This is a genomic window from Gilvibacter sp. CC01 (assembly GCF_055755295.1).
Map to the genome: position 1 here is coordinate 939,495 of NZ_CM146909.1, position 23,238 is coordinate 962,732.

General features: G+C 44.7%; 19 protein-coding genes and 2 tRNA genes. 11 read left to right on the forward strand and 10 right to left on the reverse strand.

Annotated elements, in window-relative coordinates:
• Nucleotides 1-3: 3 nt before the first annotated feature.
• Nucleotides 4-1,092: a serine hydrolase domain-containing protein gene (locus AC0J2F_RS04450; RefSeq protein ID WP_473009023.1), complete on the forward strand. Its 1,089-nt coding sequence runs from the start codon at nucleotides 4-6 to the stop codon at nucleotides 1,090-1,092.
• A 36-nt stretch (nucleotides 1,093-1,128) separates the two neighbouring features.
• Nucleotides 1,129-1,302, forward strand: a complete 174-nt coding sequence (locus AC0J2F_RS04455) for a glycine zipper domain-containing protein (RefSeq protein WP_374957697.1) — start codon at nucleotides 1,129-1,131, stop codon at nucleotides 1,300-1,302.
• 493 nt (nucleotides 1,303-1,795) lie between these two features.
• Here the strand turns inward: AC0J2F_RS04455 and AC0J2F_RS04460 are convergent.
• Nucleotides 1,796-1,870: transfer RNA gene (locus tag AC0J2F_RS04460), tRNA-Val, on the reverse strand.
• A 99-nt stretch (nucleotides 1,871-1,969) separates the two neighbouring features.
• Here AC0J2F_RS04460 and AC0J2F_RS04465 point away from each other — a divergent pair.
• A complete protein-coding gene (locus tag AC0J2F_RS04465) occupies nucleotides 1,970-2,278 on the forward strand; it encodes a DUF6122 family protein (RefSeq protein WP_473009024.1) in 309 nt (102 codons plus the stop codon).
• Nucleotides 2,279-2,366: 88 nt separating this feature from the next.
• Nucleotides 2,367-3,824 (forward strand): T9SS type A sorting domain-containing protein, encoded by a 1,458-nt coding sequence (locus AC0J2F_RS04470; RefSeq protein WP_473009025.1) that lies wholly within the window; start codon nucleotides 2,367-2,369, stop codon nucleotides 3,822-3,824.
• Between the two features lie 331 nt (nucleotides 3,825-4,155).
• On the opposite strand, the gene AC0J2F_RS04475 is transcribed toward AC0J2F_RS04470, so the two are convergent.
• From AC0J2F_RS04475 to AC0J2F_RS04515, 9 genes are all read right to left on the reverse strand, one after another.
• A tRNA-Val gene (locus tag AC0J2F_RS04475) sits at nucleotides 4,156-4,230 on the reverse strand.
• Nucleotides 4,231-4,298: 68 nt separating this feature from the next.
• On the reverse strand, nucleotides 4,299-5,471 hold the full coding sequence (locus AC0J2F_RS04480) for a bifunctional folylpolyglutamate synthase/dihydrofolate synthase (protein ID WP_473009026.1): 1,173 nt from the start codon (nucleotides 5,469-5,471) through the stop codon (nucleotides 4,299-4,301).
• A gap of 48 nt (nucleotides 5,472-5,519) precedes the next feature.
• Nucleotides 5,520-8,009: a T9SS type A sorting domain-containing protein gene (locus tag AC0J2F_RS04485; RefSeq protein WP_473009027.1), complete on the reverse strand. Its 2,490-nt coding sequence runs from the start codon at nucleotides 8,007-8,009 to the stop codon at nucleotides 5,520-5,522.
• A 174-nt stretch (nucleotides 8,010-8,183) separates the two neighbouring features.
• Nucleotides 8,184-8,996, reverse strand: a complete 813-nt coding sequence (locus AC0J2F_RS04490; RefSeq protein WP_473009028.1) for an energy transducer TonB — start codon at nucleotides 8,994-8,996, stop codon at nucleotides 8,184-8,186.
• A 1-nt stretch (nucleotide 8,997) separates the two neighbouring features.
• On the reverse strand, nucleotides 8,998-9,390 hold the full coding sequence (locus AC0J2F_RS04495; protein ID WP_473009364.1) for an ExbD/TolR family protein: 393 nt from the start codon (nucleotides 9,388-9,390) through the stop codon (nucleotides 8,998-9,000).
• A 10-nt stretch (nucleotides 9,391-9,400) separates the two neighbouring features.
• A complete protein-coding gene (locus AC0J2F_RS04500; RefSeq protein ID WP_473009029.1) occupies nucleotides 9,401-10,102 on the reverse strand; it encodes a MotA/TolQ/ExbB proton channel family protein in 702 nt (233 codons plus the stop codon).
• Nucleotides 10,103-10,155: 53 nt separating this feature from the next.
• On the reverse strand, nucleotides 10,156-11,535 hold the full coding sequence (nhaD, locus tag AC0J2F_RS04505; protein ID WP_473009030.1) for a sodium:proton antiporter NhaD: 1,380 nt from the start codon (nucleotides 11,533-11,535) through the stop codon (nucleotides 10,156-10,158).
• A 12-nt stretch (nucleotides 11,536-11,547) separates the two neighbouring features.
• Complete coding sequence (locus AC0J2F_RS04510; protein WP_473009365.1) at nucleotides 11,548-12,774, reverse strand: Glu/Leu/Phe/Val dehydrogenase dimerization domain-containing protein; 1,227 nt, start codon at nucleotides 12,772-12,774, stop codon at nucleotides 11,548-11,550.
• A gap of 64 nt (nucleotides 12,775-12,838) precedes the next feature.
• Nucleotides 12,839-13,909: an anhydro-N-acetylmuramic acid kinase gene (locus AC0J2F_RS04515; protein ID WP_473009031.1), complete on the reverse strand. Its 1,071-nt coding sequence runs from the start codon at nucleotides 13,907-13,909 to the stop codon at nucleotides 12,839-12,841.
• A gap of 92 nt (nucleotides 13,910-14,001) precedes the next feature.
• On the opposite strand from AC0J2F_RS04515, the gene AC0J2F_RS04520 reads away from it, so the two are divergent.
• The 7 genes from AC0J2F_RS04520 to AC0J2F_RS04550 all read left to right on the forward strand — a co-directional run bounded on the left by AC0J2F_RS04520 (nucleotide 14,002) and on the right by AC0J2F_RS04550 (nucleotide 23,238).
• On the forward strand, nucleotides 14,002-15,144 hold the full coding sequence (locus tag AC0J2F_RS04520) for an acyl-CoA dehydrogenase (protein WP_473009032.1): 1,143 nt from the start codon (nucleotides 14,002-14,004) through the stop codon (nucleotides 15,142-15,144).
• A 217-nt stretch (nucleotides 15,145-15,361) separates the two neighbouring features.
• Entirely contained in the window at nucleotides 15,362-16,708 is a 1,347-nt protein-coding gene (locus AC0J2F_RS04525; RefSeq protein WP_473009033.1) for a microtubule-binding protein, read from the forward strand.
• A gap of 51 nt (nucleotides 16,709-16,759) precedes the next feature.
• A complete protein-coding gene (locus AC0J2F_RS04530) occupies nucleotides 16,760-17,812 on the forward strand; it encodes a hypothetical protein (RefSeq protein ID WP_473009034.1) in 1,053 nt (350 codons plus the stop codon).
• Nucleotides 17,813-17,815: 3 nt separating this feature from the next.
• Nucleotides 17,816-19,780, forward strand: a complete 1,965-nt coding sequence (locus AC0J2F_RS04535) for an AAA family ATPase (protein ID WP_473009035.1) — start codon at nucleotides 17,816-17,818, stop codon at nucleotides 19,778-19,780.
• Nucleotides 19,780-21,030, forward strand: a complete 1,251-nt coding sequence (locus tag AC0J2F_RS04540) for a DUF6638 family protein (protein WP_473009036.1) — start codon at nucleotides 19,780-19,782, stop codon at nucleotides 21,028-21,030. The genes AC0J2F_RS04535 and AC0J2F_RS04540 overlap by 1 nt, the downstream gene beginning before the upstream one ends.
• Nucleotides 21,027-21,566 (forward strand): hypothetical protein, encoded by a 540-nt coding sequence (locus AC0J2F_RS04545; protein ID WP_473009037.1) that lies wholly within the window; start codon nucleotides 21,027-21,029, stop codon nucleotides 21,564-21,566. The genes AC0J2F_RS04540 and AC0J2F_RS04545 overlap by 4 nt, the downstream gene beginning before the upstream one ends.
• 10 nt (nucleotides 21,567-21,576) lie before the next feature.
• Nucleotides 21,577-23,238 (forward strand): hypothetical protein, encoded by a 1,662-nt coding sequence (locus AC0J2F_RS04550; protein ID WP_473009038.1) that lies wholly within the window; start codon nucleotides 21,577-21,579, stop codon nucleotides 23,236-23,238.

Below are 23,238 nucleotides of genomic sequence, written 5' to 3' on the forward strand. Positions count from 1 at the left end.
TCCATGCGACAGCTTTTAATCCTTACACTGAGTTTAGTAACCGCCTACATTTACGGACAGGAGTCTTATACCTATGAACCGCCCAAAACTACTGACGACGGCTGGCAAACTGCGGACCTAAGAGCAGTTGGTTTGGACACGAGTCGGATTTATCAGTTGTTTGCCAAACTTCCAGAAGCCGATCATGAATTGCACAGTTTGCTGGTGGTTCAAAAAGGAGAATTATTATTCGAAGAATACTTTGCAGATCAATCAGCAAACGCCCATCATGACTTGAGATCGGCCACTAAAAGTATCCGATCGCTACTAATTGGCATTGCCATAGACCAAGGTTTTATTGGCAGCATTGATGATCCTATTCAAAAGTATTTATATCCATTAGAAGCCGAAAAGAATCTGGATTTCAGAAAACAAAAGATCACCATAAGACACCTCCTGACCATGTCTCCTGGTTGGGATTGTAACGACCGCGATAAAAGCTCCGCCGGACAAGAAGATCGAATTTATAAAAAGAAAGATTGGCTGCAATACGCATTGGATTTACCTATGAGCAATGAACCTGGCGAGGTCAGTAACTATTGCTCTATCGGAACAGTAATGCTTATGGCCGTTTTAGAGCGTGCTACCGGCATGGGTGTTGATGCCTTTGCAGAAGAATTCTTATTCGATCCGCTGGGAATTACTAACTACCGCTGGGACCACACTTCTAAAAAGGAGGTGATCAGCGCGGCTAAGCGTTTGTATATGACTCCGCGAGATATGGCCAAGATTGGGCAACTGGTCTTGCAGAACGGCCAATGGAACAGCCAGCAATTGGTTTCTGAAGCGTGGATAGCACAATCCACCAGTCAGCACACATTTATTGATAATAGCGGATATGGCTTTCTTTGGTGGATGACCGCTTTTCCGCACAACAATAAAGCTTTGACCGGCTTTGCAGCAAGTGGAAACGGCGGACAATACATTGTTGTCTTTCCAGATATCGAAGCGGTTTTTGTATTTACAGGTGGCGCATATAACTCCTCAAAAGCACAATTCCCGCTATTTATTATCCGCGATATACTTATTCCAACCTTTGGGGCTCGTAACTAATAACCGCTAAAAGCGTCCAATAAGCAAAACCAACGTATGAAAAAAGAAGTAGCACTGCCTTTGGGCGTTGCATTAGGAATCTCATTTGGCACCACCATAGGTGCAATTACTGGAAATATTGGGCTCTGGTTATCCTTGGGCATTGCCTTTGGAGCTGCCTTTGGAACTGCTTTTTCTGTCAGCGCTAAAAAGAAAGAGGGCAAGGAGTGATTTTTGGGCGCCCCCTGTAGTAAATTATTGAACTAAGTTTTCGTTGAAAACCAAACATCCGGTGGATGTTTGAGTTCAATACCCACTACAGGGCCAGGCTTTCACTACTCGCTTCCCGCCTGCGCGGGAGAGCTTAAACATACCGTTCAATCCCTGGCGCGGAGTTTTGGATTACTCGCTGCGCTCGTGATACAGTCATCGCCACCGCCGTAATCTGGATTGCCTGTGCCATCCATCTAACCGCACTCATAAAAATACAATCCGGAAAGCTGTTTCACAGCTTTTTAGATTTTTTGTTCGCGGCCGCTTATGAAAGCAAGTTACTGGATTACTCGCTGCGCTCGTGATACAGTCATCGCCAAAGTTGCAAATAGCATCCTTAAGATACAGCTTCGCTGCTTCTGCATTTTCTCTTCCAGCCTTACAAAAGCAAGCTTTTGACGTCTGAAAAAAGAAAATCCCGATGCTATTTGCATCGGGATACTGCTTGTCGTGGGTCATACTGGATTCGAACCAGTGACTTCTACCCTGTCAAGGTAACACTCTGAACCAACTGAGTTAATGACCCGTCTAACAAAGATATTTATTCTAAAAGGCAAGAACAAGTAATACACTGAGATTTGAATGAATAAAATGATAATTTTGGCGAGAAGAAATTAGCATCATTTTGCGCCCCATACTCCATTACGGCCTTCATTTTATATTCCCTTTGCTGGTGGCACTACTGTGCTATCGCAAAGATTGGAAAAAGGCTTATTTGATCTTTCTGGCGACCATGCTGGTAGATCTTGATCACCTATTAGCAGATCCTATTTTTGACCCCAACCGCTGTGGCATTAACTTTCATCCGCTACATACCTATTATGCGATGATCGTGTACCTCGTTATGCTTTTTCTACAGAAACCCTTCCATTGGATCGGACTAGGACTATTGATGCATATATTGGCCGATACTGTAGATTGCCTGCTCATGTAGACTCCGCAGCAATAGAGAAGTACAATTTTAACATTTACGTTAGGAGTTTTTAACCAGAAGTTGTTCTATTGATGAACTAACTAAACCTATGAGAAAGACAATCCTGATGGCTGCCTTATTTCTTGGCGCCACACCCAATCTTATTTCCCAAACCATACAAATGGAGCTCGCAGCCCCACAACCTTTTTTACAAGGCACAGACACGGGCGACATGGAATTTGCCGACTTAGATGGCGACGGCGATATGGACCTGGTCGCTACCGGCTCGGGGAATATGAGCGATGGCTCTACCCATGGCGCGCTAACCACGCTTTACTTCAACGATGGCGCTGGAAACTTTACTGCAGTCAATGACCACGGCATTGAGAATATTCGCGCTAGTAAGATCGCCTTGGCCAACATTGACACCGATGAAGACCTAGACCTTTTGATCTCTGGATTTACTAATGGAGGAACTGCACTGACTAAACTCTACACTAACGATGGTAGTGGTAACTTTACGGAAGTGTCGGGCTCACCCTTTGAGAGTTTAACAAGTGGCTATTTCAACTTTGGAGATATTGACGGTGACAATGACCTAGACATTGTATTCTCCGGTGGCCACAGTGGTATTGAAGACGTTGTAAAGTATATCAATGATGGGAATGGAAACTTTAGCCTCGACACCACTATGGGCGTCACAGGCATAAGCGGTGTATTAGACCTATCGGATTACGACAATGATGACGACTTAGATATAATTATAAGTGGACAGGATAGTTCAGGAAATATCGCAACTCGACTTTATAACAATGACGGGAATGGAGATTTCTCTCTTGCAGTAGATGCGGGGCTTAATGGAATAGAATTTGGTGATATCGCAGCTGCCGATAGCGACGGGGATGAAGATCTAGACCTAGTTATCTGCGGAAGCAACACTACAGGAGATTTTGTAACTGAATTCTATCGCAACAATGGCGACAGTACCTTCACCCAACTTACCGATGTTCCATTTCTAGGATTAGGCGCCGGTGGTGAGACCTCCTTTAATGATTTTGACAATGATGGAGACTTAGATGTGTTTGTAATTGGCTCTGCAACAGGGGGTCTTCCCAATATTTTTAGTCATATCTATGAAAATATTGGCGACAACAACTTTGTCCTATCCGACGAATTCGTGGGTGGTTATTTATCTACTCATGCTGTTGCAGATATTGATGGAGACAGCTTATTAGACGTGGTTATTGGAGGCACCACCACAGGCTCTCCTGTAAGAGGATCCTTTCTCTATAAAAACGTGAGTGCTGTACTGAACACCAATGAAAATTCGATCACTGCATCCGTAAACATTTATCCTAACCCTTCACGCGGACAATTCAATATTGCATTGGATAACTTTTCAAACACGCAATTAAGCTTATACAACATAGCCGGACAACTTATCTATGAGGAGACCCTCATTTTGGGTACAAACAACTTTGACCTGAATCTTTCCAACGGTGTCTACCTGGTCGTAATTAAGAATGATACACAACAACTCACCCGAAAATTGGTGATTAGAAATTAAGGTCTGCGTTTTCCGCACGCTACAATACAAAAAATATTAAGGTTCGATAGAATCCCGAGCGGCCACAGCAAAAACACTATCAACATTTTATATAGGTAGTTAAAGCCATCTTGGGATTTCAGAGAGTGCAGGCATAGCCAGACCCTTAAAGCATTTTGCAAGAAAATATTAGGTAATTAATATTTCAAATCGTACGATTTGGGCGCGAAGAGGGCCGAGAGATCACAAAATGTCCAGTGGACATTTTGCTCGAGGAGCCAGCCGGCGGGCTGGCCGTTCGAATCCCGAGCGGCCACAAAAAAACCCATCCGTTATGGATGGGTTTTTGAAGTGGGCGCGAAGGGATTCGAACCCCTGACCCCTTGGGTGTAAACCAAGTGCTCTGAACCAACTGAGCTACGCGCCCTTGCTTTGTTAAGCGGTTGCAAATATAGGTTCTTTTTTTATTGGTACAATAATTTTTAGAGAAAAAATTTAGACCACTTCTGCTACGGTAAAGGTACTGCCTCCAACGTAGATAAGGTCCTTTTTCGAGGCGCGTCTTTTGGCTGCCCCTAAGGCCCTCCCTACACTACTGTAAACCTTGCCCTTACGTCCTTGTGCTTGGAAAATTGTCTGTAATTCTGTAGCCGGCATGGCACGCGGAATTTTTGCTTCGCAGAAATAATAGACGGCTTCGCTAGGAAACATGGCAACCAAGTCATTCACTTGTTTGTCACTCACAAATCCTAAAACCAGATGCAGTTGCTCATAGCTACTCTGCTTAATTTGATTGAGAACAATTGTTAGGCCTTCTTTATTATGGGCCGTGTCGGCAATAACTGTGGGCGATTCCCGCAATACTTGCCATCTGCCTAACAAGCCAGTTGAAGAAACAACTTGTTTTAAACCTTTTTTAATCGCTGCTTCAGGAATCTCATAGCCTCTGAGTATAAGCTGTTCTAAAGCCAATAGCACTGTTCGTGAATTATGCTTCTGGTAATTTCCTTTGAGATCTAATTTATAGTCAGGGAATGGCGTAGATTCTGCAAAGTAGATGGGCGCAACTAAGGACTCGGCAGTCTTCAAAAAGACCACTTTGGTTTCTGGTACAGTCTCTCCTATTACAACAGGAATTCCAAGCTTAATGATCCCAGCCTTCTCTTTGGCAATAGCCTCCAAGGTGTTGCCCAAAAACTGCATATGATCAAACCCAATGTTTGTTATTACACTTACCTCTGGAGTGATGACATTAGTACTGTCTAAACGCCCTCCTAAGCCTACTTCCACTACGGCAATGTCTACTTGTTCGCGTTTAAAATGATCAAAGGCCATTCCAACGGTCATCTCAAAGAAAGACAACTGCTGTTTTTCGAAGAACGCTTTATGTTCGTCCACAAATTGAACAACGTCGCGTTTACTAATGGGTTTACCATTGATCTTAATGCGTTCCCTAAAGTCTTTGAGATGCGGTGAGGTATACAGACCAACTTTATAGCCAGCGGCCATAAGAACAGCAGCTAACATATGGCTACATGAACCCTTTCCATTGGTTCCAGCCACATGAATACTCTTAAACCCCTGCTCTGGGTTACCCAAATGATCACAAAGAACATGCGTATTGGCAAGATCAATCTTATATGCAGCTCCTCCTACCCTTTGGTACATGGGCAGCTGCTTATATAGCCAATCGAGAGTTTGTTGATAGTTTATGGCCTAACGTTTTATAAAGCGCTTGGTCTGAGTACTACCTGCGCTATTAATTTGTAAATAATAAATCCCAGTTTGAAGCTCACTCAAGTTTAAATCCTCAGTAAATGGTAGCTCCATAACTAATTGTCCGAGCGCATTGAATACCTTGATCTCTGCGTTGCCCGATTGATCAACTCCAGAAATGGTCAATACATCTGTCACTGGATTTGGCGCTAAAATAAGCTCGGTTGCTAGTGTTTGATCGTCAACACTTAGCACGTTACCACTGATATCTAATTTATAACTGGAGCGTCCGTAAGTAGCTGCAAACAATAGGTTATCTGCTTCGTGAATATCCAGATCTGTCACAACTACAGCAGGCATGTTCGCTCCTACAGGCATCCAAGTAGCTCCTTCATCCTCTGAACCTAAAACGCCAATATCTGTTCCCAAGAACAGGTTTCCAAAAGAATCTTGCACAATATCATTTACAGGAATATCGGGTAAACTCGCCCCGATATTGGTCCAGGTGGCCCCAAAATCCGTACTCTTATACACATGCCCATTATCTTCTCCGAAGCGATAACCCGAAATGGTTACATAAAGCGTATTGTTGTCAAAACGAGAGGTCAATACTTTAGTGACCCATCGGTCTGGTAAAGTGGCAGAAACCTGAACCCAACTGCTTCCTCCATCGGCAGTAGTCCATATGTTTCCATCGTCATATCCAATAATGATCTTATCCGAATCAAAACTAGAAATATCAATACTGGTCAGGGTTCCAAAACCGTTGTTACCGGGGTAGGGTCCGTCGTGTAAAATAGGACTGATCGGGTTCCAATTCAAGGCCCCATCCACAGATTTATAAAGGCGTTCTCCGCCGTAAAAAACAATATTGCTGTTGGCAGGATCAAAAGCGATAGGCGTGTCCCAATTCTTGCGTTCAGCAGGATCAATTCCACTCAACACCGTGCTAAAACTTGCCGCATCGTTTATGGACTTTTGCAAGAAACCGCGCTGCGCTAGAGTATAGATTGTTCCACTGTCGTTAGGGTCAATGAGCGGTTGAAAGCCATCGCCCCCTGTTATGATGGTAAAATCGCTCAAGCCTCCAGTTGTTGTTCTAAAAGTACTGTTGTCTTGAGATCCTCCGTAGAGTCTGTTACTGTTCTGCGGATCTGCTTCAATGCGGTAAAACTGGGTAATAGGCAAGGTATCATCAAAGGTCCAAGTGTTACCTGCATCAGTGCTGGTATACAGTCCGCCATCATTACCCAAAAGAATCAAATTGGCTATGCTAGGGTGAAACGCCAAGGCATGCTGATCAACATGCACTCCAGAAAAAGAAGGCCCCCAACTCGCGCCTCCATCGGTAGATTTCTCCATAACAAACCCAATGTTATACAAGGTGTTTTCGTCTGACGGATCTACGGTGATCCCTCCAAACCACCAGTGGAACCCAACATTGGTCAAATCACCTCCACCTAAAGAACTCCAAGAATTACCACCATTCGTGGTTTTAAAAACATCAAAGATGGACCCGTTTCGGTCTGCGTACAAGGCATACAAGACATCCGGATTGGATTGGGCAATATCTATACTTATGCGGCCTTTCTGTTCTGGCAAAGAAGGCAAACCTGTAGTAAGTTCAGACCAAGTTGCTCCTGCATTTGTAGAACGGTATATACGAGAGGTCTCGCCGCCGTAGATTCTAAAATCCGGTCTGCGGATACGCTCCCAAGTGGCGGCATACACAATGTTTGGATTGGTCGGATGGATCGCCATATCGATCACACCAGTGATATCAGAAACAAATAATACTTGCGACCAAGTATCGCCACCATCGGTGCTTTTATACACACCTTTATTCGGATCATCTCTAAAGAGTGGCCCCATAGCACCTACGTAAAGGGTTTCGTCGTCTGTTGGGTCTATAACGATCTTACCGACACTGCCAATATCTGGCAAGCCCTTGGATTCCCAGCTAAGGCCTCCGTCTGTACTTTTAAAGATTCCGTTACCGTCATAGGCTAAAGAACCTCCACCGGCATTGGGCTCTCCGGTACCAACATAGATCTTGTTAGAATCGGTAGCCGAGATCTCAATATCTCCAATCGATAGGTACTGCTGACCGTCAAAGATTGGCAGCCAAGTAGCTCCAGCGTCTGTGGATTTAAAGATTCCGCCGGAGGCAGCCCCAACATAATAGGTATCTGGATCTATGGGATCTATAGCTACATCAGAGATACGCCCTCCTATATTTAAAGGGCCAGAGAACTCCCATACTGGGCCTCCTCCACTTTTAGCAAGATTTTGTCCTTGTTTCCAGGAAATGGCTTCCGGATAAGCTTCTGTGGCGATCTCTCCATAGGGAAAGGCTCGTTGCATAAAGAGAATGTCTCCGGGACGCTCAGAAGGAATGTTACTTAGATCGTACTTTGGGTCATCACTGCAACTCACAGCAAGCAGTGCAAATAAAAAGCCCGTAAAGATTTGAATTGTAGGTTTTTTCATCTATTTTCAAAATTTTTATTGCCCGGCTGTTAAACGAATAAAAATTATTTGCATAGATCAACCGCTTCGCTTTCGCACAAAAATTTTAGTTCTAGTAGTGGGTATACTAACAACTAAATTTGTTTGTGCTCATTTCATGGCATCATTTTTCTCAAAGATACCAAAAATGACCTCTTAATTTGACAAAGAAAAACGGTAGACGATCTTTCCGATCTGTTTTGTGGGAGCTTTGGAATCCGCATTGAATTTAGTGGCCAAGGCTGCGCGCTTAGCAGGTTCTAACAAACAGCGGGAATTATTGGTGGTTCCACGAACCCCCGGAGTAGCGCTGATCACGTTTCCGTTGCGATCCACTTCAATGCTCACTACAACCGTTCCTGCCTCGTTGCAGTCTTGCTGATACTTTTGCTTGTTCAAGGCTTTTCTACCGCCAAGTTGGTAGTTGCCGTCCCCGTCTAGACCTTTTCCGGTTCCGTAGTAGCTACTGGCATTAGGATCGCCGTTGGGATCACCTTTGTCTCCACCACTGCTGTCGGGGCCTTCTCCGCCTTCTGTTTTACCGTCATTTTTAGGCCCGTTGATTATAGAAGAAAGGGCATCTGTTGTGCTCTTATCAGGTTTCGGGTCTGGTTTTTTAGGCTCCTCTTTGGGTTTCTCTTCTGTTACCGGTTTGGTTTCCACCGGTTTTTTATCGTCTTTGATAACCGGCGCGTCTTCTACGTCTTGAGTAACTACCTCTTCGTTGATGTCCTTGGCCGATTCAGCCGGTGCCGCCTTGGTTTGCTGTGGAGCCGTTTTTACCGTCTCCTGCGGCTGCACTTTGCCCGAACCTGTATCTGAAGTTCCGAAGTTAATGGCAATACCGCCTTCTGGTGGTGGGTCCAGATATTTCAATCCGAAGAAAAAGAGCAATAACAAAAGCATAGCCATCAAGGCCGAGCTAATGCGGAAACTCTTGCGTTTATGTTCGGTATCTAAAAACCCCATACTAGTTTGGGCGTACGGCTAGCACGACTTTAAAATTATTCTTGTTGGCAATATCCATAACCAAAACGGCCTTTTCTATAGGCACGCCTTCTTCTGCGCGCAGAATTATAGTCGGATTCTCTTGCCCACTCAATGCTCCTTGTAGCTCACGTTCTATGCCATACTCGCTCACGCGCTCTTTATTGACATAATAGGCACCACCTTTGGTAATGCTCACCGAAGCGTTTTGCTGAGCCGTTGTCTTGCCTTTAGCCTTTGGAAGCACCAGGTTAAGCGCATCTGGAGTTACGTTAGACGAGGTCAGCAAAAAGAAAACCAACAACAGAAATACAATGTCCGTCATGGAACTCATACTGAACTCCGCCTTTACTTTATTTCGTCCTCTTAGATTCATACTACTGTCTCTAAGCTGGTTCATTTAGAAGGTCAAGGAAGTCAACTGCGTTCGCCTCCATTTGGTGCACCACCTTATCTGTCTTTACTACCAAATGGTTATAACCCATATAGGCAATGATACCCACCACAAGTCCTGCCACAGTAGTTGTCATGGCCGTGTAGATACCTTCTGCAAGCGAGCCCATTTCTGCCTGCCCACTGCTAGTGGCCAATTGATGGAAAGCCAAGACCATCCCAATCACAGTTCCTAAGAAACCGATCATAGGAGCGGCACCCGCAATGGTAGCCAGAATACTGACGTTCTTTTCCATTTTATAGACTTCCAAGCGTCCGGCATTTTCAATGGCGGTGTTAATATCATCCAAAGGGCTTCCTATACGAGAGATTCCTTTCTGCGTCAAACGAGCTACAGGAGAATTCTGCTGAACACATAAAAGTTTAGCAGCCTCTAGGTTCCCAGAGCCTACATTGTCTCGAATTTGATTCATGAAGTTGCTGTCTATCTTAGAAGCCGATTTAATCGCAAACAGGCGTTCAAAATAAATGTACATGGCTACAAAGAGCAGTACAAACAAAACAGCGATAATGATTTGACCGGCTACTCCTCCATTGAGTAGTAGCTCCATAAGTGATATCGTTTTTTCTTCAACGACAGGTTCCAGGCCATCTACGGCATCGGTAGTTGGGTCCTGAAGTAGGTAATTCAACATACTTTAGGTTTAATAATGGTAGAACGAACAATACGTTCAGAAATTGTAAGGGCTTATACTAAGAGCACGCGTTGGAACAACAGATACACGGCAGCACCTACTGCAAAACCAACGAAAGCTAACCAAGTTATCTTTTTCAAATACCAGATAAAATCGATCTTCTCCATTCCCATTGCAGCAACACCAGCAGCAGATCCAATAATCAACATAGAACCTCCAGTTCCTGCAGAGTAGGCGATAAAGTGCCACAACACAGAGTCAGTTGGTGACTCGTACATACCTATAGAGGCTGCTACAAGCGGTACATTATCAATAATGGCAGAGAAGATACCTAACAAGATCACTACTACATCCTCATAAGGAATAGCGCCTTGCAGTACTTCCGCCAAATAACGAAGCGTACCGACTTGTTCTCCGTCCATGGAAGTTCCGTAAACCAAACTCTCTAGTCCGGCAACGGCCATTAGGATCCCGAGGAAGAAAAGGATACTTGAAATTTCTATACGTGACAGGGCCTTATGGGCTGAATACTTATGTCTTTCAGATTCAGAAAAGTCTTCTTCTGGGTGAATATACTCAGACACCAACCAAACAATACCCAAGGCAAACATCATCCCGATATAGGGTGGCAAGTGCGTAACTGTTTTAAAGATCGGCACAGAAACGATCATCCCCAATCCTAAGAAAAGCATGGTCTTACTACTGAGCAGTCTACGACCTTCTGCGTCTTCATCCTCATCTACACCACTCACTTCTCCTTGGAAAGGTTTCAGGCGACTGGCAATTAAGAACGGTACAATAAAACAAGCGATAGACGGCAAAACAACAAACTTCACCAATCCAAGAGCTGTTACCTTGTTGGCGATCCAAAGCATGGTGGTTGTTACGTCTCCAATAGGCGACCAAGCCCCACCGGCATTAGCAGCAATAACAACCATGGAAGCAAACCACAAACGGTCCTCTCTGGTTGGAATCAGTTTGCGAAGCAAAGTAACCAAAACGATAGTCGCCGTTAGGTTATCGATAATAGCCGATAAGATGAAGGCCAAAATACCAATGATCCAAAGCAGACGCTTCTTGCGCTTGGTCTTTACAGCACCCTTCAGGATCTCAAAACCACGGTGCAGATCAATGATCTCCACTATGGTCATCGCCCCTATCAAGAAGATGAGAATCTCAGCAGTTTTACCCAAGTGATGCAATAGGGTATTGGAGAATCCTTCTTCCATATGATGGTCTCCCGCTATATAGGTAAAGACATTCTCATGGGTATCTATGACACTAAACCAACCCGAGGCAAACCCTATCGAAAGGACGGCCCAAATAAGGGCTGCCATGATCAAAGCCGGGACAGTTTTGTCCAAGCGCAAAGGGTGTTCTAGGGTAATTGACAAATAACCAAATACAAAAATGAGAATGATGATAGATTCCATAGTGCTGGTAGTTTATATAAGTTGTTTTAAAGCGATCTCAAATGCAGTTTCGCTTATTCTTGTTTTATTCGGATTCGATTGGTGTGTAGCTTCCAATGCGCGTCGGATGGTATCTGAAGTATCGTTAAAGATGGCTTCATCGGTCATCTGAACTTTTCGCTCCATAAAGTAAGCAAAAACTCTGGCCATTCCACAATTTGAAATAAAATCTGGGATCAGACTGACTTCTCTGTCTGTATGCTCCATAATGGAACCGAAGAAAATCTCTGGATCGGCAAAAGGAACATTAGCTCCGCAAGATATCACCTCCAAACCAGAAGCGATCATTTGATCTATCTGATCTTGAGTGATGAGGCGTGAAGCGGCACAAGGTGCAAAAACTTCAGTCTCCAAGCTCCAAATGCGCTTATTCATTTCGTCAAATGGAATCATATTGTCAACCATAAGCTCATTACCGCGTTTGTTCAAAAAGAATTCGGTAACCTCGGCCAATGAAAAGCCGGTCTCGTTGATCACTCCGCCGTGACGGTCTATGATACCAACAACCTTGGCTCCCATTAGAGCCAAATAATAGACAGCGGCAGACCCAACGTTTCCAAAACCTTGGATCACAGCGCGTTTTCCTTCTACAGAACCTCCGTAAACCTCATAGTAATGTCTAACTGCTTCTGCCACACCAAAGCCGGTTATCATGTCGGCAACGGTGTATTTTTTAGTAACATCTGGTGTGTAATTCGGATTCTCGATCACTTTTATCACGCCTTGACGCAATTGACCAATTCGATTGATCTTATCTGCCTCTCTTGGCTGAAAGTGTCCTGAGAATACTCCTTCCTGCGGGTGCCAAACACCACTGGCCTCCGTGATAGGAATCACTTCGTGGATCTCGTCTACATTCAGATCTCCACCTGTCCCGTAATAGGATTTTAAAAGTGGTGAAACAGCAGCGTACCAACGCTCTAGAACTTCCTTTTTTCTCGGATCTGCAGGGTCGAAATTTATTCCAGATTTCGCACCTCCAATCGGGGGGCCAGATACGGTAAATTTAACCTCCATGGTCTTAGCCAAAGAGAGTACCTCATTCATATCCAAACCCTTACGCATACGGGTTCCTCCACCGGCAGCTCCTCCTCGGAGCGAATTGATCACTGTCCAGCCTTCTGCATCGGTAAGGGGATCGTTCCAATGGAAAACAATTTCAGGTGCTTTATTCTCGTAAGCTTTAAGGAGTTCTTTTATTTAGTTGGTTGGCATTGTAGCAGACAAATATAACAAACTTAAGTGCCCAATCCGCTGGCTGTAATTAAATATTAAGGTTAAATATGACCCCGCTGGAATGATCCTTAGACGCTCCTGTAACCGAGGACAAGCAATTTATCTCACCTCTCAATTTCAGAACTCCCAAGAGCGCAAAAATCAAAGCCTCTTTGTACTCTATAAGCTCCCTTTCCGGAACTTTGATTTTCAAAGACTTATGCGCCTCTATTCGCTGCAGCAAATAATCATTATAAGTCCCACCTCCTGTAATCAGTACTTGAGCATCGCTTTTCAATGGAGCTGCAATTTGCATGGCCATATGCTCGACCAAGGTGGCAAGCAGGTCTTCTGTTTTATGGCTCTGACCGCTTAGCAAAGGATCTATGTTTCGCTTTACCCATTCCAAGCCCAAAGATTTTGGTGGCTTTTGAGCGTAAAATGACAAGGTATTAAGTTGAGCAAGCAAATCTGGTATGAGCTTTCCTTGACTTGCCAATTGACCACGATCGTCATAAGATAGGCCCAGCGGCTTGACCAACTCATTCAACACTATGTTAACCGGACAAAGATCATAGGCAATACGCTGCCCGTTATGCTCGTAAGAAACATTAGCAAATCCGCCTAAATTGATACAGTAATCATAGTTACCAAAGAGCAATCTATCCCCTATAGGTACCAAAGGCGCCCCTTGACCTCCCAAGGCAACATCCTGTACTCGAAAGTCACAAACCACAGTTTGTTTTAGGACCTCTGCAATGATCTTCTGATTACCTATTTGCCGCGTGATTCCTTTTTTAGGCTGATGCAAGGCCGTATGTCCATGAGAACAGACCGCGTCGAGTGCTTTGATATTGTTGGCTTTTATGAAACGATTGATGACAGCCCCCAGCACTAAAGAATAGGAATGGTCTGCTTCATCTAATGCCGCTGGAGAGAGGTTCACCAAATTGGCCAACCAAGACTTATCGCGGCGGTCGTCATAAGGCTCGGTGAAAGTATGCCCGAAACGATAGTCCCACTGGCCGTTTTTGAATTCAAAAAATATCTCTGCCAAGTCCACTCCATCCAAAGAAGTGCCTGACATAACTCCAACTACGTGATAGTGGTTTTTAAGCATTCTTAAAAATAGTAGGATTTATTGAAAATATGCCATTTAAGAAGTATCTTTGCCTACCTTTTTTGAGAATAATTTAAAGAATACTGACTTCCATGGATTTTAGCTTAACCGAAGAACATGAAATGATCCGCGATGCGGCCCGTGATTTTGCAAAAAATGAACTCCTCCCCGGAGTAATTGAACGCGACAACAAACAAGAATTCCCTGCCGCTCAGATCAAACAAATGGGCGAACTCGGATTTATGGGAATGATGGTGGATCCGGCCTACGGCGGAGGCGGAATGGACACTGTTTCTTATGTGTTGGCCATGGAAGAGCTCAGTAAGATAGATGCTTCTGCTTCTGTAGTAATGTCTGTAAACAACTCTTTAGTGTGTTACGGGATCCAAGCTTTTGGAAGCGATATGCACAAAGAAAAGTACTTGTCTAAGTTGGCCAGCGGAGAAGCCTTGGGTGCTTTTTGTTTAAGCGAGCCAGAAGCAGGATCTGATGCGACTTCTCAAAAGACCACCGCAATAGACATGGGCGATCACTACGTACTTAACGGTACCAAGAACTGGATCACCAATGGTAGCAGCGCAGACTACTACATTGTTATTGCACAAACAGATCGCGATAAAGGTCACCATGGGATCAACGCGCTTATTATAGAAAAAGGTTGGGAAGGTTTTGAGATCGGCCCAAAAGAAGATAAACTGGGTATCCGCGGAAGCGACACCCACTCTTTGATCTTTAACGATGTAAAGGTTCCTAAAGAGAATCGCATTGGTGAAGATGGCTTCGGATTCAAATTCGCCATGAAGACCCTAAGCGGCGGACGCATTGGAATTGCCGCTCAAGCCCTTGGAATTGCTCAAGGCGCTTACGAGTTAGCTAAAGAATACTCGAAAGTGCGTAAAGCTTTCGGAACTGAGATCTGCAACCACCAGGCCATTGCCTTTAAATTGGCAGATATGCACGTTAAGATCGAAGCCGCGCGTCATTTGGTAATGAAGGCAGCTTGGGACAAAGACAACGGTCACAACTACGACCTAAGTGGTGCAATGGCCAAACTATACGCATCTCAAGTAGCCATGGAAGTAACTGTAGAAGCCGTACAAGTACACGGCGGAAACGGCTACGTAAAAGAATATCATGTAGAGCGCCTTATGCGCGATGCGAAGATCACTCAGATCTATGAAGGAACCAGCGAGATCCAGAAGATCGTGATCTCCAGAAGTGTTTTGAAAGATTAATCTCGAATTAGCCACCGAAAAATTGCCCCGGGTTTTGTACTCGGGTTTTTTTTATGCAAATTGCCCAAATGGCACACTATAGTTGCGATCTGTAACATTTTTAACGGCTTTGAGACTAATAGTCGTAAGCTTTTCCAAAATGAGTTCTTTTAACTCGTTTTTTTTACCGAAATTAATACTCCAAAATTTTTAGCAACCTTAAAACTATAGTCGTACTATGTCTGACGATTTTGACTTACTAGAGACCGATTCTGGCCCTGCACAAGAGAAAGTAGATGTGAACTGGGGTAAAACCATGGACCAAATGAAGGCCAAACTGGCCCAGGAGGACGACCCAGAAGTTCGCCAAAAGATACTCAATGCCACTTTGGATGATGTGGTAGGTATGGCAGAGAAAGATCGCAGTTCCCTTTTGGAGGCGATCAAAGATCTGACCGATTACCAAGACGAAGTTGGAATCATCTTCGAGAAGTTCTCTACCCTAAATGCCGAAGAGCAAAAGGTGATCGACAGAGCTCAGAACGCGCTGAACAAAGCCAAGATCGAACTCGAAGAAGCCGAAAAGGTTACAGACAACTGGTGGAACAATCTTTGGGGACGTAAGTCGCGCATTAAACGCAAAGAAGAGGAACTCAAAGCCGCAGAAAAGGCTCGTGATGCCGCAGACCTGCGCGCCAAGCAAATGTTCCAGGAGCGTATTGAGAATGCAGACATTCAAACCTTGCTCAACGAGCTTTCTTATAAAAGTCAGGCTGCAGTTACCCGTTTGAAGAACCGCGAGGTAGAGATCAAAGAAGTAGAAGAAAAACTGCAAGTGGCTATCGTAGAAGCTTCCAAGAACCACAACAAGGCCTTGGAGAAAAAGCAAGAGACCGAAGAAAAACTAGAGGAGCAATACGCTTTGCTAAAGCAAGCTCGTCAAGAGCTGGAGGAGATTACTGACAAGCAATCTCCAGAATATTCAGAGGCTATAGCTAAGATCACTCAACTGGAACAAAAGGTAGAAGAACTGGAAGGCCTTAAAAACGCCTACACTACCCTTGCCGCTTCTAAGGACAGCTTTGTGCACAAGCACAACTTGACCATCAAGGTATTGACTTCCCTGCGAAGTAATTTGCAGTCGCATAGAGCCAAACTTAAAAGTGATACCGATGAGCGCTTGAAGTATTATGACGGTTATGTTGTAGCGCTTAAAGCGAGAACCGATCAGGAGTTTGCGGCCATCTTAGAGCACTTAGGTGTAAAGACAGACGAGCACATTGGACAGACCCTTGCAGCAATGCACACGGCTTCTGCCAAAGCACGTCAGCAGATGATGGACAATATCCCAGTACACGAAAAGGTGATGCAAGGTGTATACAGTTCTTATGCGGAGGCTTTGCAAGAGCTACGTAAAAAAGATGCGGAGATCCAAAAGGACTTTGCCAACCGATACGGCATTGACATGAAGGAGATCTTTGAGGATTATTACGCTACCGACGATGCTCCTGCGCCTAGCGGTGACGGTGGAGGCGATGACCCGGCTCCTACTCCGGACCCTGCAGACGACGACTTGCTCGGATAAAATCCGAAGCCATATCTAAACATTAAACTTTTCACGTGAAAGCGCGAGCTTATGGGCTTACATGACATAGTGACCCCCTTGGATTCTGCTGTTCTAGAAACCAAAGAACAGTACAAGGCGTATTTTAAACTGGTCAAACACGGATTCAATGCGCTGGTAGATGCCTTAAAACAAAAAGACATTTGCACAGCAAGAGAATTGGAGTTCCTTTCGCAGTATTGTGAACTCATGCTTTACAGCTTGGAGGCCTTTCGCGTGAAATACCTTTTTGATGACGAAGAAAAGATGCGGATCGACTTGACAGAGTCTGGATTCCCCAATTTTTTGGAGTTCCGATACCTGCTCAATGACCTGGCCCTCAAGCAAGAATTCATAGAAAAATTACCGCCGGCCCAGCAACTCAAAGAAGAGTTTCTGGATACGCTTTTAAAGCAAAAGAAACCGGTTGCAGACAAAAAGTTGCATCAGGCGGCGTCTATAGTTTACTATACGTCTGTAGATCGCAACTATATATTTCGACGCTTTGTACAAGGGAAGATCGTGCGCACCAACGACAGAACCATTGGTCGCAATTTGGTGAGTTGGTCTTTTTATGATGTGAGCCTCAACAGGCCCTTTGTCTGCTATATGTATTTCGATGTGAATAAGACCAGCGTGGCTGACTATCAGGCAGAGATCTATAAAGCTTTAGAAAAGGTAGCAGACCGCAACATGGATGTTGAAATGATGGCTTATGCCATAGACAAGCGTTTGCCCAAACTGTATCCGCGTAGCTTGAAGCTTATAGACCTCGGGCCATTGCACAGTATTTTTGCCAAAGACGAATTGGCCATAACGCATAGCTTGCTCAAGGCCATAGGTAATAAAGACCTTGACCTCTCGAATTTTGCATTCTCGCTGAGATCGGCAAAGATCGAATCTAAAGGCACCTTTAAAGAAGGCAGCCTGTTTAACAAGCAGCATTTTCAGATTTGGAGCGAACCCAAACGCGAAAGACTCTTGTTTGCACCGCACCGGACCCTGCAGATCTTGTATAACGACATTCCGGATGAACTGAATTTACTAACACAAAACCCGATAGAGATCCCCGCGGTTAACCTTTAAAATATGGAGCACAATACCACATTTCCCATCAAAAAGAACGAACTGGAAGCCCTGCGCGAAGAAGCAGCGTCTTACCTAAAAGGTGTACAGTGGGAACAGGGTATGAAAGCCAAGAACCGGAACAAGGACGGACAAGACGATTCTATTTTGCTCTATCTGTCTAAAGCGACGGGGAACGGCAAAACCGATGTCACTTCTGTTTCTAAGACTATTTTGGGACTCAAAAAACGTTTGCTGAACGATTCCATTGCAATCCCACTAGCGCTGAACCAATCGCTAATGGCATTGCAAGAAGGACTCAGCATGGGTATATGGCTTAAGGATGCGTATTCTGATGCCTGTGGCCTTTCTGCCATGCAAGAGCAGCGGAGCAGTTTAGATACCTCGCGCAGAAGAGAATACGACAGCAAGATGCACACAGCTACGGCTTTTATGCTCTACGGAACAGCCTATAAGACCCTTTTTGATCTGAAGCCCCACGCCTCAGACGACTTGAGTGTGCTTAAAAACAAATTTGCCGGTATTCCGGAGGTTTCATTGGCCTCACCTATTAAAGGAATTGCCTGTATGCTCTTTTACTTTGACAAGTATTTGAGCCATCCGGAGATGATCACCTCAGACAAAGATGTGATCGATTTTACAGTGGTATATTTTGAGGGGTTGATCAGTGAGATCCAACTCCGCATCAGTTCTTTAGAATATACCGAGACCATCACGGACAGAACCTACAAATTAGAAAACAGTGAATTTGCTGTTTCGGGTTGGGAGAATGTTTTTGAAGGCACTGCCCAGAGTGTGGAGTTCAATAAGATCGAGTTTGAGCAGATAGTTGGTAACCGCGATGCCAAGCACTTTGCCCGCCGTTTGACCGAGCGTATGCTGAGCTATGACTTTGCAGCCAAGAAGAACCCGTTTCAGGAACTTGGTGGCTTTATGCCGGTTTTTATGGGCTACGGGATTCCAGGTACGGGTAAAAGTATGCTTATAGCAGCCATGGCGACCCGCCTTAAAGAATACTGTGAGGTTTTGGAGACACCATTCTTATTCCATCCCATGCCAGACACGCTTATCTCTACCTTTCAAGGAGGTTCTGCGGAGAAAATGGTACAGTGGATGAAACCCATGCAAGACCCAACCAAGTTGATCTTCGCCCCTATTGATGACGCGGAGAACAACCTACAAGAGCGTACCGCTCAGGGAGTTTCTGCCGGGGTAAAAGAGGTAATTGGAGTGTTCTTGCGCTATACAGAAGGAGCTTATGCGGTAAACTACGGAAACAGTGCTATTGGACTGTTTACCAACCTACCGGAGATGCTGGACAAGGCAGTGATATCAAGGGTACAGGCCCGTTTTAAAATTGACGGAGCTAGAACCATTCCAGACTTTGTAGATCAGGATTATTTGTGGTGGAGCAAACTCAATGAAACCATGCCGGGCTTTGTAAACATGAAAGATCCGGAGCAATACGAATACCTGGCCAACCAAGGATTGGCCAAGAACTTAGGCGAGATCTTAAAGCATGCCGAGCGCCCGAGTGAAGAGCGCGTACTAGAGATCTTTGAACAAGTGGAATCTAAACACGCTCATGACAAGCATATGTTCTATGCCGAGTTGTACAAGAAGATCCAAGAAAGCTTTCCGTTCTTCTCCTCTCGAGATATTAGAAACATACAATCTGCCATTTCCTTGCGCTTGACAGACTTTGATTTGCCCGAGCAGTGGTTTGAGGATCCGAGCTTGTATTTCAAGCAAGATTACGACACCAAATACAGCATGCTGCAAGATCTGATGAAACAGAACATGAAGGGCTTGGACTTTTCAGACATCAGAAGACAAGAAGTGGTGCGCTATTTAGACAATGTAGCTACTATTGCCGATACGGACTTTAAGCGTAAAGTGGAACAGCGTATTAACGAGCTCAACATCCAAATGGAGGCTCGCGAGCAGTTTGAAAAAGGCACGGACTAATGAAGAAATTACAACAAGCAGGATTGTTTGGCGGCGGCTTGACCGTGGTTTCCGGACCGTTGGTGGCACGCTACAACGACTGTTTGGCCATGCTTGGAATCAAAGCTGTAGAACTTAAACGTTTTCAGATAGACGGTTTAGGTTGGAGTCCGGAGGTTGCTGCGGAGCTTAAGGACGACTATTACCTCAACTTAGGCGATGCCAATTCTTACGGGATCATCTTATCTCCGGAGCAGTTTGACCAGCCCATCTACAGACCGTTCCACAGTTTTGATAGAGACCTGATGTATGCTGTCTTTACGGCCTATCAGAAAGAGATCAAAGACATTACTAAAGATTCGGCCATCTGTTTGCACATAGATCAAGGTCTAGACACCTATTACGAGTCTTTTGATCTGCTTAAGATAGAGAAAGTAAGTGTTCACTTTAAGATCAGCGGTGATCTGGATAAGAACAAGGCCGAACAAATGGCCTTGATAGAAGAGTACAATACCGGGAATAATTTTTTCCACAGAGAGATCCATAAAAAGCTATTGGCCTCTGCACTGGCCTACGGTGATCTAAGAGATCGCAAAGTGCATCTGGAGCCTATCAGTGTAGAAGTGAATTCCTTTTACACCAAAGCTTTTGGCGGTGTCTTTGTCCTGCGAGATTTCATCAAAGAGATCATGGTATTTGAATCTATGGACACCTTTAAAAAGTCTATAAGCAATACGACTCATGAAGTGATGTTGTTCCACAAGGAACACGAAGAGCTGCACAAGACCTTGGTAGATCATCTTATTGTGGAATGTAACTTGAAACGAGCCGAGACCACTCCGAAGTATACACGGATCAAAAAGCATCTGTTAGTAGAACACCTCAAAGAGGCAGAGCATCCCATGGCAGAGATCTTGGAAAATGAATTCTTGTACAAACGCTATTTCAACACCCTAAGCCCAGACGAGCGCAAACTTATCAGTGGGGTGGAGATCTATAACGAGAAGATCGCAAAGAGCAATCAATACAAACGCAAGGACCTGGTAGATCATCGCATCTTTCTGGCCTTACACGAACCTCATTCTTCTATAGAAGATGAGCACCGCGCTTTGATCTGGAAGCTGCTGGTTAAAATAATGCCGCTAGACCCTGTGGCCCTTTACTGGTTTGACAAGGAAAGCTTTTACGAGCTATTTCCAAAATACGATGAATCTTATCAGGATTGGATCATTGAGCGGATCAAAGAACGCAATAAAGAATTTAAGTTATGACCATAGAGATCATTGTATTTATAGCTGCTATACTCTTTGGAATAGTAGCCTATTGGCGCGAATCCAAGAACAATAAGTTCTACCGTTTGGTGAACAAGATCACCCACAGCAAAGAGTTGCAAATGGCTCCGGAAAACCCGAAAGGTTTTCTTTACCTGCAACCCTTTTTGATGCGTTTGGTGTGGATTGCCGCTGGCTTTTTATTAGGTCTAGTATTGATCACCCTATTGACACCATTAAATCTATTTGTGGTTCAGTATTTTGTGAGCGCAATAGTCGGGACCTTAGCAGGGACCTATATCGCTTCTGCCTTTTTTGTTACCAAAGAAGGCCTTTCTAAGGAAAACCTGATAGAAGCGGTGCAAAAAGGCAAAGACTTTATAGAAGACTTAGCAGAAGGCAAGCCAGAGGCAGAAGCGCAGGAAACCTCTCAAGAAGCCTCAGAAACAGAACCAGAACCACAAGCAGAAGCCGAGCCCGAGGTGCCTAAAAAGAGCGCTAGAGACCGCCTGAGAGACAAAGGCATGATCAACTAATTAATACACCATGAGTAGACTCAAAAGATATTGGCAAAAAGGCAAAAAACAGAAGCGAATTGTAATTCTGCTCGGGTTTGTAGCTTTGCTATTGCTGTTCATTCTGCGTGATGATTACCAGCCGGCACTGCTGTTTGTGCGCAAGTATATATTCTTGATCCTACTCAGCGGAATCATCACTGTTTTTCTCTTCTCAAGATTTAGACGCTCTCCATCTACAGGAGCGCGTTTGGGCTATATTGCGGGAATCTTAGGTTGGTTTGGACTGCTTTGGTATGTGGGTTGGAGTTTGAATCTGTATCAGTTCATGCAGTCTTACAATGTATTCTCAGATCTGAACAAGATCGAAATACAAGAATTACCACTTACTCAGAACGAACGCATTCAGCCGTTCAACAATATCGTTACCATGGCCTATGAATCTATAGGTGAAACGCAAGAGGTGTCTTTGCCGCATTTGGTGCGCGTGGATGGCAAGAACCAATGGACCATGGCCGTACAGCCTGCAGAGGAATATATCTGGCAGCGCATTAATGACAATACCGAAGAACTCTTTAACGTAGATTCCACTACACCTTTTCCGCGCTTTTCTGAGGACAATAGGGTAAAGATCACTTTCTCTATTGGCGAGTCGCTGGCTTGGAGCCGCAATACGTATAATGCGGTGGTTCAACGCTTCGGATTCTTTAAGCTCTTTACCTACGAGCCGAGCGATGTATTTTACATGAAGAACGACGATGGCAAATGGGTGCAGGTAGTGAGCCTTATTAAATGGAAGGGCTTCTTTTTCCCCTACCCAACCTATGGAGGCGTTATGGTCATTGAACCGGGAGAGCACGATTTTGGCGACTATTTAGAGCGCATCCTTATCGGAAAGGGCACCTACTATTCTCCAGAACAGACCAAGAACTATCCGTATCTGCAAAGACAAAACATCTTAGCAGAGAAAGTTTCTCGTATGCAAGCACAGTCCTTGCAGTTCTTAGGCGGATTTACCGACCCCCTGCCTTGGAACAAGAAGACGGCGGTTAAGATCCCCGATCTGGAGGCAGATCAGAATCAGCAGCCTTTTGTTACCGATTTCAATTGGGAAGGCATGAGTGTGGGTGCCTATGATGGGCTTTACCACTGGTTTGGTTTGGAACCAATAGGCGATGAGCGCACTACCCTTTCTTTTAGTGTGATGATCCCTGCGGATGGAACAGATCAGTTGTTCTACTACAACCACGCAGCTAAGAACGAAGGCTTGGCTGGCGTTTCTGCCATGCCGCTTAAGGTAATTGAATCTCGTAAAGAATACGATTGGTCTGTGAACAGACCGGTAGAGTTTAGACCGTTCATTAAATATATTGGAGGACGCAAGCGCATGTTTGTGATCACCACCGTGACCTCTGCCCGAGAAGATTCCAAAAAGTTTGATGGCGCAGCTACACCAGACCTAGCGCTTATAGACACCGATTACCGCGATGTGGTATGGATAGATGCAAAAAAGCCACTCACTTGGGGCGATGCCATTTTAGAGCAATTGGGAGAAACTTGGAAGGCAGACGAGAACTTAACCGACCAGCAATTGTATCCAGATCAGGACTTGGACTTTCAGCAAGAGAAAACAACCGATAGTTTACTTATAGATAGCGAGCGTGTCGCCGTACCGGGAGATACGATTCAGTAG

Bases quoted from the DNA above. Each gene is read 5' to 3' on its own strand.
- AC0J2F_RS04450 (WP_473009023.1), top strand. From the start codon at position 4: ATGCGACAGCTTTTAATCCTTACACTGAGTTTAGTAACCGCCTACATT.
- AC0J2F_RS04455 (WP_374957697.1), top strand. From the start codon at position 1,129: ATGAAAAAAGAAGTAGCACTGCCTTTGGGCGTTGCATTAGGAATCTCA.
- AC0J2F_RS04470 (WP_473009025.1), top strand. From the start codon at position 2,367: ATGAGAAAGACAATCCTGATGGCTGCCTTATTTCTTGGCGCCACACCC.
- AC0J2F_RS04480 (WP_473009026.1), bottom strand. From the start codon at position 5,471: ATGTACCAAAGGGTAGGAGGAGCTGCATATAAGATTGATCTTGCCAAT.
- AC0J2F_RS04485 (WP_473009027.1), bottom strand. From the start codon at position 8,009: ATGAAAAAACCTACAATTCAAATCTTTACGGGCTTTTTATTTGCACTG.
- AC0J2F_RS04490 (WP_473009028.1), bottom strand. From the start codon at position 8,996: ATGGGGTTTTTAGATACCGAACATAAACGCAAGAGTTTCCGCATTAGC.
- AC0J2F_RS04495 (WP_473009364.1), bottom strand. From the start codon at position 9,390: ATGAATCTAAGAGGACGAAATAAAGTAAAGGCGGAGTTCAGTATGAGT.
- AC0J2F_RS04500 (WP_473009029.1), bottom strand. From the start codon at position 10,102: ATGTTGAATTACCTACTTCAGGACCCAACTACCGATGCCGTAGATGGC.
- nhaD (WP_473009030.1), bottom strand. From the start codon at position 11,535: ATGGAATCTATCATCATTCTCATTTTTGTATTTGGTTATTTGTCAATT.
- AC0J2F_RS04515 (WP_473009031.1), bottom strand. From the start codon at position 13,909: ATGCTTAAAAACCACTATCACGTAGTTGGAGTTATGTCAGGCACTTCT.
- AC0J2F_RS04520 (WP_473009032.1), top strand. From the start codon at position 14,002: ATGGATTTTAGCTTAACCGAAGAACATGAAATGATCCGCGATGCGGCC.
- AC0J2F_RS04525 (WP_473009033.1), top strand. From the start codon at position 15,362: ATGTCTGACGATTTTGACTTACTAGAGACCGATTCTGGCCCTGCACAA.
- AC0J2F_RS04530 (WP_473009034.1), top strand. From the start codon at position 16,760: ATGGGCTTACATGACATAGTGACCCCCTTGGATTCTGCTGTTCTAGAA.
- AC0J2F_RS04535 (WP_473009035.1), top strand. From the start codon at position 17,816: ATGGAGCACAATACCACATTTCCCATCAAAAAGAACGAACTGGAAGCC.
- AC0J2F_RS04540 (WP_473009036.1), top strand. From the start codon at position 19,780: ATGAAGAAATTACAACAAGCAGGATTGTTTGGCGGCGGCTTGACCGTG.
- AC0J2F_RS04545 (WP_473009037.1), top strand. From the start codon at position 21,027: ATGACCATAGAGATCATTGTATTTATAGCTGCTATACTCTTTGGAATA.
- AC0J2F_RS04550 (WP_473009038.1), top strand. From the start codon at position 21,577: ATGAGTAGACTCAAAAGATATTGGCAAAAAGGCAAAAAACAGAAGCGA.